At 28.7% G+C, this 18175-nt stretch carries 16 protein-coding genes; 11 read left to right on the top strand and 5 right to left on the bottom strand.

The features are described from left to right. Positions 1 to 307: 307 nt before the first annotated feature. Positions 308 to 952, bottom strand: a complete 645-nt coding sequence (locus HBE96_RS14600; RefSeq protein WP_169298483.1) for a hypothetical protein — start codon at positions 950 to 952, stop codon at positions 308 to 310. 263 nt (positions 953 to 1215) lie between these two features. Between HBE96_RS14600 and HBE96_RS14605 the strand changes: the two genes are divergently transcribed. From HBE96_RS14605 to HBE96_RS14620, 4 genes are all read left to right on the top strand, one after another. Beyond that, the gene (locus HBE96_RS14605; protein WP_169298484.1) at positions 1216 to 1887 is read left to right on the top strand and encodes a response regulator transcription factor; all 672 of its coding nucleotides are present in this window, start codon (positions 1216 to 1218) and stop codon (positions 1885 to 1887) included. A gap of 1 nt (position 1888) precedes the next feature. After that, the gene (locus HBE96_RS14610; RefSeq protein ID WP_169298485.1) at positions 1889 to 2902 is read left to right on the top strand and encodes a sensor histidine kinase; all 1014 of its coding nucleotides are present in this window, start codon (positions 1889 to 1891) and stop codon (positions 2900 to 2902) included. Positions 2903 to 3017: 115 nt separating this feature from the next. Then, positions 3018 to 3785, top strand: coding sequence for an ABC transporter ATP-binding protein (locus HBE96_RS14615; protein ID WP_169298486.1), 768 nt, complete (start codon positions 3018 to 3020; stop codon positions 3783 to 3785). Continuing rightward, positions 3778 to 5721, top strand: coding sequence for an ABC transporter permease (locus HBE96_RS14620; RefSeq protein ID WP_169298487.1), 1944 nt, complete (start codon positions 3778 to 3780; stop codon positions 5719 to 5721). Before HBE96_RS14615 ends, HBE96_RS14620 begins: the two co-directional genes overlap by 8 nt. Before the next feature lie 933 nt (positions 5722 to 6654). Here the strand turns inward: HBE96_RS14620 and HBE96_RS14625 are convergent. Next, positions 6655 to 6840, bottom strand: a complete 186-nt coding sequence (locus tag HBE96_RS14625) for a hypothetical protein (protein WP_169298488.1) — start codon at positions 6838 to 6840, stop codon at positions 6655 to 6657. 268 nt (positions 6841 to 7108) lie between these two features. On the opposite strand from HBE96_RS14625, the gene HBE96_RS14630 reads away from it, so the two are divergent. After that, complete coding sequence (locus tag HBE96_RS14630) at positions 7109 to 7867, top strand: LytR/AlgR family response regulator transcription factor (RefSeq protein WP_169298489.1); 759 nt, start codon at positions 7109 to 7111, stop codon at positions 7865 to 7867. Beyond that, positions 7860 to 9125 (top strand): sensor histidine kinase, encoded by a 1266-nt coding sequence (locus tag HBE96_RS14635; RefSeq protein ID WP_169298490.1) that lies wholly within the window; start codon positions 7860 to 7862, stop codon positions 9123 to 9125. Before HBE96_RS14630 ends, HBE96_RS14635 begins: the two co-directional genes overlap by 8 nt. A gap of 9 nt (positions 9126 to 9134) precedes the next feature. Here HBE96_RS14635 and HBE96_RS14640 read toward each other — a convergent pair whose 3' ends face one another. After that, complete coding sequence (locus tag HBE96_RS14640) at positions 9135 to 9281, bottom strand: AgrD family cyclic lactone autoinducer peptide (protein ID WP_169298491.1); 147 nt, start codon at positions 9279 to 9281, stop codon at positions 9135 to 9137. Positions 9282 to 9306: 25 nt separating this feature from the next. Next, complete coding sequence (locus tag HBE96_RS14645) at positions 9307 to 9870, bottom strand: accessory gene regulator B family protein (protein WP_169298492.1); 564 nt, start codon at positions 9868 to 9870, stop codon at positions 9307 to 9309. Positions 9871 to 10741: 871 nt separating this feature from the next. On the opposite strand from HBE96_RS14645, the gene HBE96_RS14650 reads away from it, so the two are divergent. Beyond that, complete coding sequence (locus HBE96_RS14650; RefSeq protein ID WP_342590188.1) at positions 10742 to 11719, top strand: hypothetical protein; 978 nt, start codon at positions 10742 to 10744, stop codon at positions 11717 to 11719. Positions 11720 to 12002: 283 nt separating this feature from the next. Beyond that, the gene (locus HBE96_RS14655; RefSeq protein ID WP_169298493.1) at positions 12003 to 13793 is read left to right on the top strand and encodes an aminopeptidase P family N-terminal domain-containing protein; all 1791 of its coding nucleotides are present in this window, start codon (positions 12003 to 12005) and stop codon (positions 13791 to 13793) included. Positions 13794 to 14035: 242 nt separating this feature from the next. Here the strand turns inward: HBE96_RS14655 and HBE96_RS14660 are convergent, their stop codons facing one another. Then, positions 14036 to 14917, bottom strand: coding sequence for a LysR family transcriptional regulator (locus HBE96_RS14660; RefSeq protein ID WP_169298494.1), 882 nt, complete (start codon positions 14915 to 14917; stop codon positions 14036 to 14038). Between the two features lie 275 nt (positions 14918 to 15192). Here HBE96_RS14660 and HBE96_RS14665 point away from each other — a divergent pair, with 275 nt between their 5' ends. The 3 genes from HBE96_RS14665 to HBE96_RS14675 all read left to right on the top strand — a co-directional run bounded on the left by HBE96_RS14665 (position 15193) and on the right by HBE96_RS14675 (position 18096). Continuing rightward, positions 15193 to 16014: a nitroreductase family protein gene (locus tag HBE96_RS14665; RefSeq protein ID WP_169298495.1), complete on the top strand. Its 822-nt coding sequence runs from the start codon at positions 15193 to 15195 to the stop codon at positions 16012 to 16014. A gap of 352 nt (positions 16015 to 16366) precedes the next feature. Further along, entirely contained in the window at positions 16367 to 16828 is a 462-nt protein-coding gene (locus HBE96_RS14670) for a peptidylprolyl isomerase (RefSeq protein ID WP_243186954.1), read from the top strand. A 104-nt stretch (positions 16829 to 16932) separates the two neighbouring features. Next, positions 16933 to 18096, top strand: coding sequence for a class I SAM-dependent methyltransferase (locus HBE96_RS14675; protein ID WP_169298496.1), 1164 nt, complete (start codon positions 16933 to 16935; stop codon positions 18094 to 18096). The last annotated feature ends 79 nt before the right edge of the window (positions 18097 to 18175 follow it).

An 18175-nucleotide genomic window follows, 5' to 3' on the forward strand; every position in this document is an offset into this window, starting at 1 on the left:
AAGTTTTTTGAAAATCCATTTTATAAAACTGTATAAGTGTTTCTATTAATTTTGGATGAAATAACCTATAAATCATGTTTTATCCTCAATATGAAATTTAGATTTTAAAATTGCATAACTGAAGTTAATAATATAAATTCTAAGTAGAAAGGGGGCAAAATTTACGATAGGGGAATATTTATGGTTACGAAAAACTTTCAATGAAAGAATTTTTATAGGTTCGATGACTGGATTATAAAATGCCAACTTTCTAAAGTTGTTATGAAAAATATAATTAGAAAGTTGGCTAGTAGTTATTGTTTACTTTTTAGTCACCCCAAATAGATAACTGTTTTAAGTTTAGAAGATTTTCAAAACCATTGTTGTCTTTAAGCTGAACTTCGCTTAATTCTAAAATTCTAAGGTTAGGCATATTGGTTAAAAAGCCTAAAGAGTATATATCTGAGCATACCGATAAACGTAGTTCCTCTAAATTTCTAAAGTATTTTAGATCTTCACTAAATATTATATTATCTTCTGATTCGTCATCATCATCATCTTCAGAAATATAGTCTTCATCTTCCACTTCAATTAATTCTCCTAAATTAGTTATAGATTTTTCAAATTCAGCAGTTTCTTGTTCTATTTTTTCAGCAGTTTCATATTCAATATCTGCTTCTTCATTGATTAACTCAATATTATAAATATAATCATACTTGTCTATTTTTACTAAGTCATCTAGTTTTTTTGAATTTTCTACATTCCAGTCACAGCAATCACACCATTGATCACCACTATTAGGATGTATAACTCTTTCTGGTGGAGCGTCTAAACTAATCATGCATTCTTCATATGTAGAACTAAGATGTAAATATTTAATTTTATCTAAATCCTCCTGTGAAATCACTTCTTTGCTAAAGTATTTCATTAGGCATTTATTAAGCCAACTTGATTTTAATTTTATAGGTTTCATGTTGTATTCCTCCAATTTTGAATTTTATTACTGGTAATCTTTATCATTATTAGCTTATTATCTTTATTGATTTGTGTCAAGTTAAAAAAGACAAGTATTTAAATTATTTGTAGTTATAGTACAATGTGGATATAATTATAATTGATTATAAATTTTTTAGATATATAGTATTGAAATATTTAAATCGAATAAAACAATGTGAAAATAATAGAAATTTATTGTATAATGAAAAAAGAAATTTATAAAAAAAATGGGAGAAGGGTATGTATAAAATTTTAATTGTTGAAGATGATATGACCATTGCAAAATCAATGAAAAATTGTCTTAGTGGCTGGAATTATGAAACTGAATTTTTAACTAATTTTAAGGATGTTACTGTAGAATTTATTAAGTTTCAGCCACACCTTGTACTTTTGGATATATCACTACCATTTTTCAATGGCTATCATTGGTGCAGCGAAATTCGTAAATTATCAAAGGTTCCTATTATTTTTATTTCTTCTATGTCTGATAGTATGAATATCATTATGGCTGTAAATATGGGCGGTGATGATTTTATTTCTAAACCCTTTGATTTAAATATTCTTGTGGCAAAGGTACAGGCACTCATAAGAAGGACATATTCTTTTGGTGGAACCATGGATATAATTGAGCATAATGGTGTAGTGTTAAACTTAAACAATGCTACTATTGAATATGAAAATAATAAGATTGAGCTTACAAAGAACGAATTTAAGATACTTCAAATTTTACTTGAGAATGTTGGCAAGGCAATTCCAAGGGATGTTATTATGACAAGGCTTTGGGAAAGTGACAGCTACATAGATGATAATACTTTAACTGTTAATGTAACCCGTCTTAGAAAAAAGCTTTCAGATGCTGGTATCTGCGATTTTGTTAAGACAAAAAAAGGCATTGGGTATGTGGTGGAATAATATGGAGGAAAAATCTTTTTTACAGATTCTATTATGGTATATTAGAGGTCATAAAAAAACAATAATAATGGCTAGCATTTTTATTGCAATTTTTGCTGGAGTATTTTCATTATATTCTTTAGAGCTTGAGCCGGTTTTATATGCTTCTTTTTTATCAGCAATTACAGCTATTATCTTTGTTACTTATGATTTTATTAAATGTTATAAAAAGCATAATGAGCTGTGTATTCTTGAAAAAAAGATAAATATAGGGTTAGATGAATTGCCGACAGCTAATAATTTAATTGAAGCTGATTACCAAAATATTTTGCAGGCACTTTACAATCAAAGTACAGATCTGATTTCTAAAATGGATATTAAGCAGACGGAAATGATAGATTATTACACTCTTTGGGCACATCAAATTAAAACACCAATTGCTGCAATGAGATTGATACTGCAAAGTGAGTATACTGAACAAAGCAAGGAATTATTAGAGCAAGTCTTTAAAGTTGAACAATATGTTGAAATGGTGCTAGGTTACTTGAAAATTGATAATAACTCATCGGATTTGGTGCTTAAAGAATATAACTTGCTTAAAATTATAAAACAAGTTATTAGAAAGTATGCACATGTATTCATTAGAAAAAATATAGCACTTGATTTAAAAGAAATGGATTGTACTGTGCTCACAGATGAAAAGTGGCTGGTATTTGTAATTGAACAAATATTATGGAATGCATTAAAATATACAAGCAGCGGGAAAATATCAATATATATGGAGGATACTTCCCAAAAGGTGATTGTCATTGAGGATACAGGAGCAGGTATTGCAGAGGAGGATTTACCAAGAGTATTTGAAAGAGGTTTTACTGGATACAATGGTCGTATGGATAAAAAGGCAACAGGAATTGGTCTTTATCTTTGTAAAAAGATATTAGATAAGCTTTCACATACAATAACCATTACTTCTGAGATTAATGTAGGAACTAAAGTAAAAATCAATGTTTCTTCTGTAAAAACTATAATTGAATAATCAAATGTTACAAAGATGTAAGGTTAAAAGAAGAAATGTAAGCTAAAGTTATGGCTTAGCATTTCTCTTTTTTTTATAATTATAGTATAGTCAAAGTGAACAGAGGAGGAAGAAAATGAAGTTATTAGAAGTAAATAATTTAAAGAAAATATATTCATCAAGATTTGGAGGAAATCAGGTTCAAGCTTTAAGCAATGTAACCTTTTCGGTGGAAAAGGGTGAATATGTAGCAATTATGGGAGAGTCAGGCTCAGGAAAAACCACATTGCTTAATATACTAGCATCTTTAGATAAGCCAACTAGTGGAGAGGTTTTGCTGCAAGGTAAGAATATTGTTGCAATTAAAGAAAGTGAAATCACTGCATTTCGTAGAGAAAATTTAGGCTTTGTATTTCAGGATTTTAATTTGCTTGATACTTTCTCTTTAAAAGACAATATTTTTTTACCACTTGTTTTATCTAGAAAAAACTATAGGGAAATGGAAAAAAGATTGAAGCCTATTGCAGAGAAGTTGGGCATAGAGCAAATACTAGAAAAGTTTCCTTATGAGGTATCAGGAGGACAAAAGCAAAGAGCAGCTGTTGCTAGAGCTTTAATTACAGATCCACAGCTTATTTTAGCAGATGAGCCAACAGGAGCTCTTGATTCAAAATCCACAGATCATCTTTTAAAATTATTTTCAGATATTAATAATGAGGGACAGACAATTTTTATGGTTACCCACAGTACCAAGGCAGCAAGCCATGCAGGAAGGGTGCTTTTTATAAAAGATGGGGAAGTGTTTCATCAGCTTTATAGAGGTTCAATGTCAAAGGAAGAGATGTTTGAAAAAATTTCAAATACACTTACAGTGATTACTACTGGAGGTGCAGCAAATGAGTAAGTTATTTTATCCCAGATTAGCAGTAATAAATATCAAAAAAAATAGTAAGACTTATTTTCCGTTTATACTTACTTGTATATGTACAATTATGATGTTTTATATAATGTATGCAATTTCAATAAATAAAGGACTGGATGGAGTCAGTGGTGCTGCTAGTTTAAAGTCAATTCTCTTTTTAGGAACAATAGTAATAGGAATATTTTCAGCTATATTTCTTTTTTATACAAATAGTTTTCTCATTAAAAGACGTAAAAAAGAAATTGGACTTTATAATGTGCTGGGACTTGAAAAAAAGCATATTGCAAAAATACTATGTTATGAGTGTATTTTTACTTCTGTTATCAGTTTAATCGTTGGACTTATTGGTGGAATCATTTTAAATAAGCTTATGTTTCTTTTGCTTATAAAGATGCTTAATTTTAAAGTGTCCTTTGGATTTTCTGTTTCAATGCCATCTATTATAAAAACCTTAATCGTTTTTTGTAGTATCTTTTTTGCAACCTTATTATCAAATTTATTTCAAATAAAAATATTAAAACCTATTGAACTTTTAAAAGGGTCTGAGCAAGGGGAAAAAGAGCCAAAAACAAAATGGATTATGACTATTATAGGGGTGACAGCTCTTTGCAGCGGATATGGAATAGCTTTAAATGTTAAATCACCACTTGCGGCTTTGACTTTATTTTTTGGTGCAGTTATCTTAGTTATGATAGGAACCTATGCAATCTTTACAGCAGGAAGCATTGCAATATTAAAGTTTCTTAGAAAACAGAAGAACTTTTATTATAAGACAGGGAATTTTATATCTGTTTCTGGCATGATGTACAGAATGAAGCAAAATGCAGTGGGACTTGCAAATATTTGTATCTTAAGCACTGCTGTACTTGTTATGCTTTCAACTACAATTTCTTTATACGTTGGTATAGAAGATTTTTTAAAGCTTCGCTATCCAAGAGATATAGTTATAACGGCTAGAGAAAACAATAAAAATCAAATACAAAGGCTGGATGAGATTTTAAATGTTGAATTAAAGAGTAATAAAATAGATATGAAAGATAAGCTCTATTATTTCGATAATGGTTTAGAAGCTATGAAAAAAGATGGTAAATTTTTATCTGTAAGCAAAAACACTGGGAATTCAAAGGTTTCCATTATAGAGGCTATTCCTATTTCAGATTACAATAGATTAGAAGGAAAGAATATTACTCTTCATGATGATGAAGTAATTCTCTTCTCAAAAGTAAAGGGTTTTGTTGATAATACAATTAATATTGATAACAAAACCTTTAAAGTTAAACAGAGATTGGATAAACCTGTATCTGCTTTAAATAATGCTATGACAGATATGGTAGATACCTATGTAATATTTGTAAATAATATAGATACTGTAGGAAAGAATGGATTCAAGGAATATACAATTGGCTTTAATATTAATAGCACTAATAAGGATATACTATCAATTTCTGATAAATTAAATAAAAAATTTGTGCAAAATAAAATGAAGGCTAATGCTGAAAGTGCTGTATCTGGCAGGGAAGCATTTCTCTCACTATATGGTGGATTGTTTTTCTTAGGCATATTTTTAGGAACATTATTTTTAATGGCAACAGTGCTTATTATTTATTACAAGCAGATATCAGAAGGGTATGAAGATAAGGAACGTTTTCAGATTATGCAGAAAGTTGGAATGGATAAAAAAGAAATAAGGAAGACCATAAGAAGGCAAGTACTAATGGTATTCTTTCTGCCTCTTGTTTTTACAATAATTCATATTGCCTTCGCATTCCCAATAATTACAAAGTTGCTTGCTGTTTTTGGTTTGAGAAATATACACCTATTTATACTTTCAACTATAATGACAATACTTGTTTTTGCAGTAATTTATACAATTGTATTTTCTTTAACTGCCAGAGCATATTATAAAATTGTTGAGTAGATTGTAAATTAACTTTCGCGGTTTAAAAATAATGCGACGCAACTAAGATATTGAAGTGCGGTAGTAGTTTGTATTTTAACTTTTACTACGTGATATATAATAAGTGTTTCATCACTGCTAAATGTTTTTAATTATTCTAAGCTCAAAATTCATGAAAACCTAAGAACTTTGCCAAACTCGGTTCCCTCAAACAAGGCTAAAGTTCTAAGGCTTTCATGAAATTCTCGCTAAGAATAATAAAAAAACAATTTAGCTAATGTGATGAAACACTTATTATATATCCCTACGTAAAAGTTAAAATACAAACTAGTAACTTCAAGCGTGCACATATAATAAAATTGTCATAAGTTATTTTAGTAATTCAAAATTACATTTATCAATACCTTATAACACTTAAAAATTAAGGCGAAGCCTGCAGGTATATTAATATATTAAGTTTAAAATCAGTTATTTTCTATTTTATAAAAGCATCTTGAAAGAGATTTCTCAATTGAATTGTTGAAAACTCTAATACGGAAATACATTAATATTTCAAATGTAGTTAATAATCAACAAATGTACTTTTTTAAAGGCTACGTTCAAAGTATTACTTAAAAACAGATAAAAAATAATATAAATCAAATAGTAAGTATTATGAAAGCTACGCTTTTTTACACCATATATTCAATGCGGAATCCACCTAAAAAGTTATGTCGCACTATGCTCATATTAAATCAAAATTATATGTGCGAAAGTTGAGTTATAATATAGATAGCTTAAGTGCAGGCAGAGATGTCAATAAATTTATTTTAGATAATTTTTAATTATCTATTGATTTATTTCCAAAATTTGTGATATACTTGTTAAGTGAGCGGATTGCGGGATTGTGCAATTTGCTTATGGTTATGAAATTAGAAATAATTGTGTTTAAATGCAATAAGAAGCTTGGCAGAGCTACTTGTTGCGCTCTTTTTTATCAAGATTTAATGTGATTTCAGAGGAAAATCCATCATTTTTTAAGGTTGTTTTTGATTGGAACAAAGCTTTCATTATTTCCTGTTTGTAGCAAAAACCAAGCAGCATAGCAACAACTCCCAGCATTGTAATACATAGAATAGTAATAATAAAATTTAAATTCATAAGATCACACTCCTTTTTTAATATATGGATAGGTGCAATCCGTTCACTTCTTGAATAGATTTTAGAAAATAATATATGTTTATAGCTTAATTGTAGCATATATTCTTTTAGAATATATTGAACATTGCATAAAAGCTCCAATTCTTGTCATTAATTCCAGTAAACATTTAATCCGGTTAAATAATTGTTTGAGTTTAAGGAAGGTATTTCCAAAGAGATATAGAATATTCAATTAAGGACAAATCAATACAAAGGGGTATGATAATATATGTACAATATATTAATTTTAGAAGACGACTGTATTCAGTTGAAAACCCTGTCAGAGATTATAAAACAATCAGGCGACATGTATAAAGTATATGAAGCTACCAATACTACAGAGGCGCTTAAAATAGCCCAGCAAAAGATGATTGATCTTTTCTATGTAGATATTAATTTGAAAAATGAATCAGGTCTTAAGTTTGCTCTCAAAATAAGAAATATAGAAAGATATAGATTAAAATGGATAATATTTGTGACAATTTACAGGGAGTATATGCTTTCAGCTTTTAAGAAAATTCACTGTTATGATTATATAATAAAGCCTTATAATAAAGAAGACATCCAAAGAATAACAAAGCTTTTGCTATCAGATAGCACAGCACAGGTTGCTGTTACGGAAATTAAGGAGAAGTTTATAATTGTTCCTATAAAGAACATTGAAGTAAAAATATTTGTTAATGAAATAATTTTTGTGGAAGTCTTTATTAGAACATCCATAATTCATACTGTAAATGGTTCCTTCACCATAGATTATTTATCCCTTAAGAAATTAAATTCAATGATAAATGATAAGAATATTCTTCAAAGCCATAGGTCCTATTTGGTTAATATAAAATATATCAATAAAATTGAAAAAACTAATAATAAAACTTCTTACAAGATTTATTTTTATAATACTGAAAAAACTGCATTACTAGGAAATAATTATAAGAAATGTATAATGGACAAGTTTAATAATGTTGTAGGCGGAGAAGTAAATGAATGATTATAAAATGTTTATATTAACATTTCTAGAAGTAGGAAGTTTTATGCTGCTTTGGAATGTATTTAATAAAAAATGCGAGAAGAAATTGTATAAAAGTATTTTTATTATATTTTTTACTTCATTAGTGTTTATAATTACAAATTATATTAATATGCCTTTACAGTTTTTTTTAAACTATCTTTTTTTGCTTCTAGCTATTAAGGTGACATTCAAAAAAAGTATGAAACATCTTTTATTAGAGTTCGGCCTGATTATGGTTATTTGTGGTATACTGCAGCTTTTTATAATAATTATGTTTAGATTGTTTATTCCATTCTTTATGATGAAGGATGTGTTTATATATTTACTTGTTGCAAATCTTGTTTGCATACTTTTAAGTTTATGTATTTATAAACATGCATCTTATGAAAAAATAACTATTTTTTTTAGACAGAAGAGTCCTAAAATATACTTCTTTTCTATAAATCTTGTTATATATATGATTATTGCAAAGTGGGTATGTGATTTTAAAAGGTTTGAGTTTTTGGACGATATTATTTTGTATCTTGTGATTCCTGTAGTATTCATCCTGGCAAATTTGTTTTTGTTTGAGTATCAAATGAAAAATAATGAAATAAAGAGATCACTTGAAAATTATAAGAAATATGCCCCTGTAATATCTCAGCTATTGGAAGATGTAAGAAGGAGACAGCACGATTTTAAAAATCATTTGAACACTGTTTATAGTCTTGCTTTGGTATCTGATGAAAAGATTTTAAGGGAAACTATAGTACAATATATAGATTCTCTTGATACTTCCTTGGAGAATATGGAAAAGATACTACAAATAGATAATACAGTAGTAGCGGCTATTATATACAATAAAGTAAATGAGGCTTTAAAAAATAACATTGAATTTAAATACATTATTGAAGGAGATTGTAAGCTCCCTTTTAAAAACTATGAACTTTCAGAGGTTTTAAACAACCTTTTGGATAATGCTTTCGATGCTGTTTTAAATTCAAAAAATGATTTAAAAAAGGTGTTTTTAAATATAGGTTACCTGGAAGAAAATTGTATTATAAAAATTGGGAACACAGGTGAAAGAATAGAGTTTAATGATATTGGAAAGATCTTTAATGCAGGATATACTACTAAAAAAGGAAAAGATCGTGGATATGGATTGTATAATGTAAAAAGAATAGTTGAATCCTATGGAGCTAGAATTCAACTATCTTTTGAAAATAATTGTACTATTTTTAGTATTAAATTGTCATAGATTATACAATTAATTTTCTTTTAAACATTCTGGAACTTCAGGCTCTCCAATAAAAATAAAACAGTTGTATTGTGTTGGAATTACAACTGAAGCTAAAAATAGTGGAAGTGCACACAACATTGTTTTTACTTTGAAACTGTTAAAAAATTTTTTCATAATATCCTCCCTGTATTTTAAAAATTTATAATTTAGGCTTTTTAACCAGCACAAGTAGTACACTTTGTACTAATATAGTGCTGAAGCCGCAGTTAACATAGGTCGTATTTCCTAAAAATAATAAAATAATAGTCCATATAGCTATAAGTAGAGCTGCTGTAAATTTATGCTGCAGCTTTTTTGTGTTGTCTTTTATAGGTCTTACTACGCTACGTATTGGAGCCCTTATTAAAACTGTCACCAAACTGATTAGGCCAATAAGCAAATAACATGCTACTGGCAGTTTAGGTGCTAAAGGTGCTAGTACACTGGTTAATGTAAACAATAAAGTTGTTGCAATTAAACAATTCAAGGTACCTTTTAAGTGTAGTCCTCCAGCAAATAGTCTAGTGGACAGTATTATGAGTAAGGAAAAATAGAAATAATTCTGTTTATGTATTACATTAAAGAACAGTAATAGAAAAACAATTTTGAATCCTTCGCTTAAAAGTACAGTTAAGCCGTACTGTATTCTTGCTCTGTCTTTAGTATTGTTGTAGGCTTCAGTACAAATAAGAGAAGTAATCTGTAAAGCCAATTTATCTATCATTTTTAATACACCACCTAGAAAGTGAAAAACACTATAATTTTAAAACACATTCATTTAAGAAGCTTGTCTATATAATAATGCTATGACATAAATTATGAGTTTAGAACAAATAGAAAATTATATTTTATTAACTCAACTTTCGAAGTTTAAAAATATTGCGACGCAAAGGTGCAGTGGCAGTTTGGATTTTAACTTTTACTCCATGATATATGGTAAGTGTTTCATCACTGCTAAATGTTTTAATTATTCTAAAGCTCGAAATTTTTGAAAGCCTAAGAACTTTGTCAAACTCGGTTCCCTCAAACAAGACTAAAGTTCTAAGGCTTTCAAAAATTTTGAGCTAAGAATAATACTAAAACAATTTAGCTAATGTGATGAAACACTTACCATATATCATTACATAAAAGTTAAAATCCAAACCAGTAGCTTCAAGCGTACGCATATAATTAAATTGTCATAAGTTATTTTAGTAAATCAAAATTACATGTGCGAAAGTTGAGTTATTAACTAAAGTATTTCTTGCTGAAGAATGGGCGCTACTAATAAAATTATTGATAATAGATATGTGAAAAGCTGATTTATATCAGTTATGGTCAATAGCATTATAAGTAGTGTAAACTAACTTAGCTTGTATGTAGTTCAATGCAGCTTTAAATTTTGACTGTTTTGTTAATTATATTAGTTTATAATATTAGTATTTGAAAATTTATTATATAATAATATAGTAAATTATAGATTTGCAAATTTAAATGTTAATTTACTATATGTCCAAAGAGTGTTGAAGATTTATTATTTGAGAATATATATAGGTTAAATGCTAACTTTGGGAACTTATATTATAGTAAACGTAAGATAAAGTATAGGGGGAAAAATGGGAAAATATAAGCAAATTACAAAACGAGGATTAATTTTATCGATGGTAACCTGCTCAATATTTATGTTGGTATATTATATTTCATTTTATGAATTATATACTTTATGTAAGTTTGGAAGAATCAATAATAATATAACTGTATTATTGGGATGTATGGCATTCTTTTTAGTTTGGTTTACAATTCTCATAATTAGAATTGTGAAAAAGCCAGAATTTGTGCCTGAGCAGAGTGTAGATAGATATGAATCATATTCAAGGTATAAAACTATATGGAATTGTGTAGTTGCAATAATTATAATTCTTATAACAAGTTTTTATGGAGTAAAAATATATCATAGTGCAATAAATTATAATGGAAAGCTATCATGGGTTTTAAATGACTTAAAAAATAAAAAAACTGTAAAGTTTGAACTTAATAATATATATGAGAGTGGTGTAGAAGGGATATTTACAGATATTAATAAAAAAGTTGATATGCCTGAAAAATTATATGTTGCAAATGACTTTAGTCTTAACTTTGATTCTAAAGGAAAAATTACAGCATTTGATACATATCTTTATGGAAAAAATGATAAAGGTAAGCTAGAGAGTTATTTAATTAGCTATAATAGCAAAAAGTCAGGGAATATAACTGTATATTTAAAAGGTTATGTAAATGCAAATTATAATGATGATAAACTTTTAGAACCATTAATTAAGACAATGAAAGTAATTCCACTTAAGAAAACAGTGATGAACTGGCCCGAAGAGCAGTATGGTATCCTTTATTCTGGTAAACGAAGCTTTGGATATAATACAAATGGTATTGTTTATATTGATTCCAAGGGAAATACAAATTCAGATGTTAACGCTCATTCTGAAATAATAGGATATACTGTTTCTGTATTTGTGCCACGTAAAGAGAGTAAATATACTCCTGTTAGATATAACCTAACAGAAGATTTAGATAATGTTAAAACATCAGAAAAATCATAAAGTACTTATGGATCTATTTAAAAAATTTAAAAACAAGTCAGGGCTATCACAAAAAATGTGGTAGCCTTAGAGTTTTGGAATTATATTAAAAAGAGTTTATAAAGATAAAACATTAAATACAGAAAACTGCATGCAAATATAAAATAAAGTGACTATTTGAAATATTTAGTAAAAATGATATAATTATCATTAAGAGTATTTTGATTTCAGAATTGAACAAATTGTGCAGGAGGAATACTAACTATAGGAAATAAAAAGCCTATTTTGAAAGGGGATCAATATAATGAAAGTATCTGAAAGAATTACGAAATTAAGAGCTTTAATGGCAGAAAAGAACATTAATATGTATATTGTACCTACTGCTGATTTTCATCAGAGCGAGTATGTAGGTGAACATTTTAAAGCTAGAAAGTACATAACAGGTTTTACAGGTTCTGCAGGAACTGCTGTTATTACAATGGAAAGTGCAGAACTTTGGACAGATGGAAGATATTTTCTTCAAGCAGGAAAACAACTGGAAGGAACAACTGTTGAACTATTTAAAATGGGTGAACCAGATGTTCCAACTATAGAAGAGTATATAGAAAAAACTCTTTCTGAAGGAGAAACACTTGGATTTGATGGTCGTGTTGTTTCTATGATGGAGGGACAGGCCTATGAAAAAATTGTTCAAAAGAAAAATGGATCTATAAAATATGATTGTGATTTAATTGATGATATATGGGAAGATCGTCCTACGCTTTCTGAAAAACCAGCATTTGCTCTTGATATAAAATATACTGGCGAATCTACAGCTTCTAAATTAAAACGTGTTAGAGAATCAATGAAAGCTGCAGGTGCAAACGCACATGTAATTACATCTTTAGATGATATAGCATGGATTTTAAACATCCGTGGAGATGATATCGAGTTCTTTCCTCTAATTTTAAGTTATGTAATAGTTACAATGAATGAGGTACATCTTTTTATAAATGAAAAGAAGTTAAGTGATGAAATAAAAGCAAACCTTACCCAAAATGGTGTAACAGCTTTCCATCCATATAATGATGTATATGAAGAAGCTAAAAAATTCACTACTTCAGATGTATTACTAGTAGATCCATCTAGAATGAATTATGCATTATATAACGATATACCTGAAGCTGTTAAAAAGATAGAAAAAGAAAATCCGTGTGTATTATTTAAAGCTATGAAAAATCCAACAGAAATTAAAAATATTAAAAATGCTCATATTAAAGATGGAATAGCAAGTACAAAATTTATGTACTGGTTAAAACAAAATGTTGGCAGAGAAAAAATTACGGAAATCAGTGCATCTAATAAATTAGAAGAATTACGTGTACAGCAAGGAGGATTTATCCGTCCAAGCTTTGATCCAATATGTGCATTTGGTGAGCATGCTGCTATTGTACATTACACTTCTTCTCCTGAGACCGATGTAGAACTTAAAGAAGGAGCTTTATTTTTGACAGATACAGGAGCTGGCTACTATGAAGGTTCCACTGATATCACAAGAACTATTGCATTTGGAGAAGTACCACAAATAATGAAGGATCACTTTACTATGACACTGCAAAGTAATCTTCGTCTTGCTCATGCAAGATTTCTTTATGGATGTAATGGTATGAATTTAGATATACTTGCACGTGCTCCATTTTGGGACAAAAATTTAAACTTTAATCATGGTACAGGTCATGGTGTTGGATACTTAATGAATATTCACGAAGCGCCAACAGGCTTTAGATGGCAATATCGTCCATATGAAACTCACCGAATTGAAGAAGGCATGGTTATTACTGATGAACCAGGAATATATATTGCAGGTTCTCATGGAGTTAGAATTGAAAATGAACTTCTTACATGCAAAGGCGAGAAAAATGAATATGGTCAATTTATGTACTTTGAGCCAATTACTTATGTGCCTATAGATTTAGATGCAGTAAATCCTGACATTATGAGTATACAGGAAAAAGCATGGTTAAATGAATATCATAAGACAGTATATGATAAAATTGCACCACACTTAGATAAAGAAGAGAAAGAATGGTTAAAAGAATATACTAGAGAAATATAATACCTAAAGTTAAAGGAGAAGTGTCATATATTTTGAATTTTAACGTGATTGTTTGTAGTTTTGTACAATGAGATATAAGTTATAATAAATTGAGAGTTAATGAACTAAGAGTTTATTAACTCTTAATTTATTGCAGCTATATAAGCTTTTGTTATAGAAAATCTTTAGACGTCTGTTTTCAAACTTCAGAAGGATAAAAATTTTTAAGGTTAAAGATTTAAAGTGTGAATATAGAATAAATACTATTTATCAATCAATGATATTACGTAATCTTTAAATTTTGATGCTATAGGAGACATATAGGAATCCTTAAGCCAGCCCATGTAAATAGTTCTATAGCCAATATTTTCCCTTATCTTAATAATAGAAATAGTATTTGTATTAAGAAGCGGAGTGTTAGGAACTATAGTAATGCCAGCACCAGCAGCTACTAAGCCTCCAAGCATGCTAACTTCAGTAGGTTCAATAGAAACTTTAGGAGTATAACCCATAAATTCGGAATAAGAAAGCATAGTATCTTTGGTACCCTGATTAAATACAATGAAAGATTCTTCTTTCAAGTCTTCTAAAGAAACTTCTGTTTGGTTTGAAATGGGGTGATTCTTTGGAACAATCAAAACATATTCTTCTTTTTTTACAGCTACCGATTTGATTTCACTATGTGCATTAATATTATCAATTTTATCATAAAATCCTAAATCTATTTTACCATTTTTTAAATCATTTAAGATGTCAGGTGTAGATTCATGATTAAATTGAAATTTAGTATCAGGGCAGCACCTTAAAAAGTCACTAATGATAAAAGGCATAAAATGAGTTCCAATGCAGTGGGTAGATGAAATAGAAACAATTCCTTTATCAGGATTTGCCATATCTTTTAATTCACGAATTCCTTTTTCAATTTCAAGTAAAGCTATGTTAGTATGTTTTAAAAATGCTTTTCCAAAGGAAGTAAGCTTAATATTTCGGCCATTTCTTTCAAACAAGGGTACATTTAATTCTTCTTCTAATTTAGAGATTGCTTTGCTTAAAGCAGGTTGGGTTACTGACGCTAGGGAAGCAGCGGTGGTAAAGTTTTTAGTTTCGGCTATTTTATTTAAGTATTCTAATTGTTGTAAGTTCATTTGTATACTCCTTATTATATGATTTCAGCTAAAAATAATTAAATTATCAATCTGATGCCAAGAACTTTGTTTATATTTCAAAATAATACAACTATATTATATATAACTTTTGGTTATGTATGTGTGAATAATATTAATTAGACGTAATTAACAATTTGATGGTATAATCCTAATGTAACGTTAAATATATATGTAATGACACAATTTTATTATAAATTTTATTTATATATAAGTCAAAGTATTATATATAAAAGCTTTAAGGAGTGGAGTATTATATGATGAATGTAAATATGGAAAAGTGCATTGGTTGTGGACAATGTGTTAAGGATTGTTTTATAAAAGATATAGAACTAGTTGACGGTAAGGCTAAGATTAATAATGTAAGATGTATAAAATGTGGTCATTGTATTGCTGTATGTCCTAAAGACGCAGTATTTACAGATGAATACAACATGGAAGCTGTGAAAAACTACAATAAAGAGGAATTTTCAGTTAACGCAGATAACTTATTAAACTTTATTAAATTCAGAAGAAGTGTAAGACAATTTAAGAATAAAGAAGTAGAAGAAGATAAGCTTCGTAAAATTATAGAGGCAGGTAGATACACTCAAACTGCCAGCAATATGCAGGATGTGTCTTTTATAGTGGTAAGAGAAAAAATGCAAGAACTAAAAGAGATAACCTTAGAAAGCTTGAAAAAAATAGGAGAAGGGTTACTAGCTAATTTGAATCCACAAACTACGGTATTTAAGAGATATGCAGAAATGTGGATAAAAATGTACGAAGATTTTAAAACAAATCCTGAGGCAAATGATAGATTATTCTTTAATGCTCCAGCGGTAATAATAGTTACAGCTAATTCAGAAGTTAATGGTGCATTAGCCTCTTCAAATATGGAGCTTATGGCTGATGCTTTAGGGCTTGGAACCTTTTTTAGCGGATTTTTGGTAAGAGCAGCACAGGATAATGAAAAAATGATGAATTTCCTTGGGGTTAAAGAAGGTAAGAAAATTGTAACTTGTATGATAATAGGTTATCCAGATGTAAAATATTTTAGAACTGTACCAAGAAAAGAAGCGGATATAAGCTGGAAATAAAATTGATAACGAGATAGGGTAGGTTACCTTATCTCATTAATTTTTTTTTAGGTTACTTATTTTTATCTTGAAATAAGAGCAGCTTGAAACTGAATACATATTTTAGTAAAATGCTTATAGGCTCAATTAAAATAATTTATACTTTAAGGAGGAAAAAGGCATGAAAATCAGTAACATAAAGAAAAGTTTAATGTTTCTTGCTGTGGTTACACTAGCATTATCAGTATTTGGATGTTCAAAAACTCCTAGTACAGATTCAGCCAAACAAAAAGATAATACTAACTCAAATAGTACCATAAGCTCTAACTACAAGAGCAAATACACAGGCAAAAAGCCTGTTGTTACCATTGAAATGGAAGATGGAGCAGTAATTAAGGCAGAGTTATATCCCGATATTGCACCTAGAACTGTAGATAACTTTGTAGATTTAATACAAAAAAATTTTTATAATGGGTTAATATTTCACAGAGTTATTCCTGGATTTATGATACAGGGAGGAGACCCATTAGGAAATGGAACTGGCGGATCAAAAGTTAATATTCCTGGAGAATTTAAAAGTAATGGCTTTAACAATGATCTAAAACATACTAGAGGAGTTCTTTCTATGGCAAGGTCTCAGGACCCAAATTCAGCAAGTTCTCAGTTTTTTATTATGGTAAAAGATGCATCTCACCTTGATGGAGATTATGCAGCTTTTGGAAAAGTTACCCAGGGTATGGAGGAAGTTGATAAAATAGTTAATGTAAAAAGAGATGAAAGTGATAAGCCTTCAACACCTCAAAAAATGAAGAAGGTTACTGTAGAAATAAAGTGAAGATAGTAAGGAAATATGAAAGTGTTATGAGAAAAATAAGCTCAACATTAGAATATAAAAGTTTTGATACAAAAATAGATAACAAAGTGAGTGAAAGATAGGATATGGATGGATTAAAAAAAGCAATTAACGAAATGATAGAAGAAGAAATTGTAAAGATAGTTATTAGCAATAAAATTAATAAAGATGTTAAATATAATAAGATAACCTTTGTTTTAAAAGAAAATAAGGGAAAACAATATTATCAAATAGAAAAATTCACTGATAAGCAGGTTTTTCATGAAAACATTGAAATGGATATGTTAGAAGAAAAACTAATAGAGTATTTGCAGGATAACTATAGGCAGCTTTCTGCCTGGTCCAGTATGCATATCTTTGATTTGAAAATATCTAAGAAAGGTAAGGTATTCTTAGGTAAAAAGAAAAGTGAAAATACAAAAGTAGTAAATAAAAGTCATAACAATGAGAAAAATTATATTCTAAAAGAAGGGATGCTTATAGAACCTTTTATTGATTTAGGAATTTTCACAAAGGAAGGTAAAATTGTTAATTCAAAATATGATAAGTATAAGCAAATAAACAGATTTATAGAAATTATTGATGATGAAATTAAGAAAAGTGATTTTAAAGAGCTTACAATATTGGACTTTGGATGTGGAAAATCCTATTTAACTTTTATATTATACTACTATTTTGTTGAGATTAAGAAAATAAATGTGAATATCATAGGATTAGATCTTAAAGAGGATGTTATTAAAAAGTGTAATGAAATAGCTAAAAAATATAACTATGAAAATTTACACTTTGAAATTGGGGACATAAATGGATTTAAGTATAATAATAAGGTTGATATGGTAATTACACTACATGCCTGTGATACAGCAACGGATTATGCTTTGTACAATGCTATAAAATGGAACACTAAAATGATTTTCTCTGTTCCTTGCTGCCAGCATGAGCTTAACAGTCAGATGAAAGCAGAAAACCTATCCATACTTACAAGGTACGGCATAATACAGGAAAGAGTAGCGGCACTTATGACTGATGCACTTAGAGCTAATTTATTAGAATGCTTGGGTTACAAAACTCAGCTTTTGGAGTTCATAGACATAGCTCATTCACCTAAAAATATACTCATTAGGTCAGTGAAAGGGAATGTTTCTGAGGAGAAGAGAAACAAAGCTTTAGATGAGGTTAAAGATTTAATTAAACAGTTTAATTTTGAACCAACATTGTTTAAGTTATTGAGGGAAGATAATTTAATTTAAACTTCAATTTCAAAATAGTTTGATCTTATGAAATTTTCAGAATCATAATTTTAGTTATATAGTAAATTTTAATGGTATA

It is taken from the genome of Clostridium muellerianum (assembly GCF_012926525.1).
Taxonomy (GTDB): Bacteria; Bacillota; Clostridia; order Clostridiales; family Clostridiaceae; genus Clostridium_AM; species Clostridium_AM muellerianum.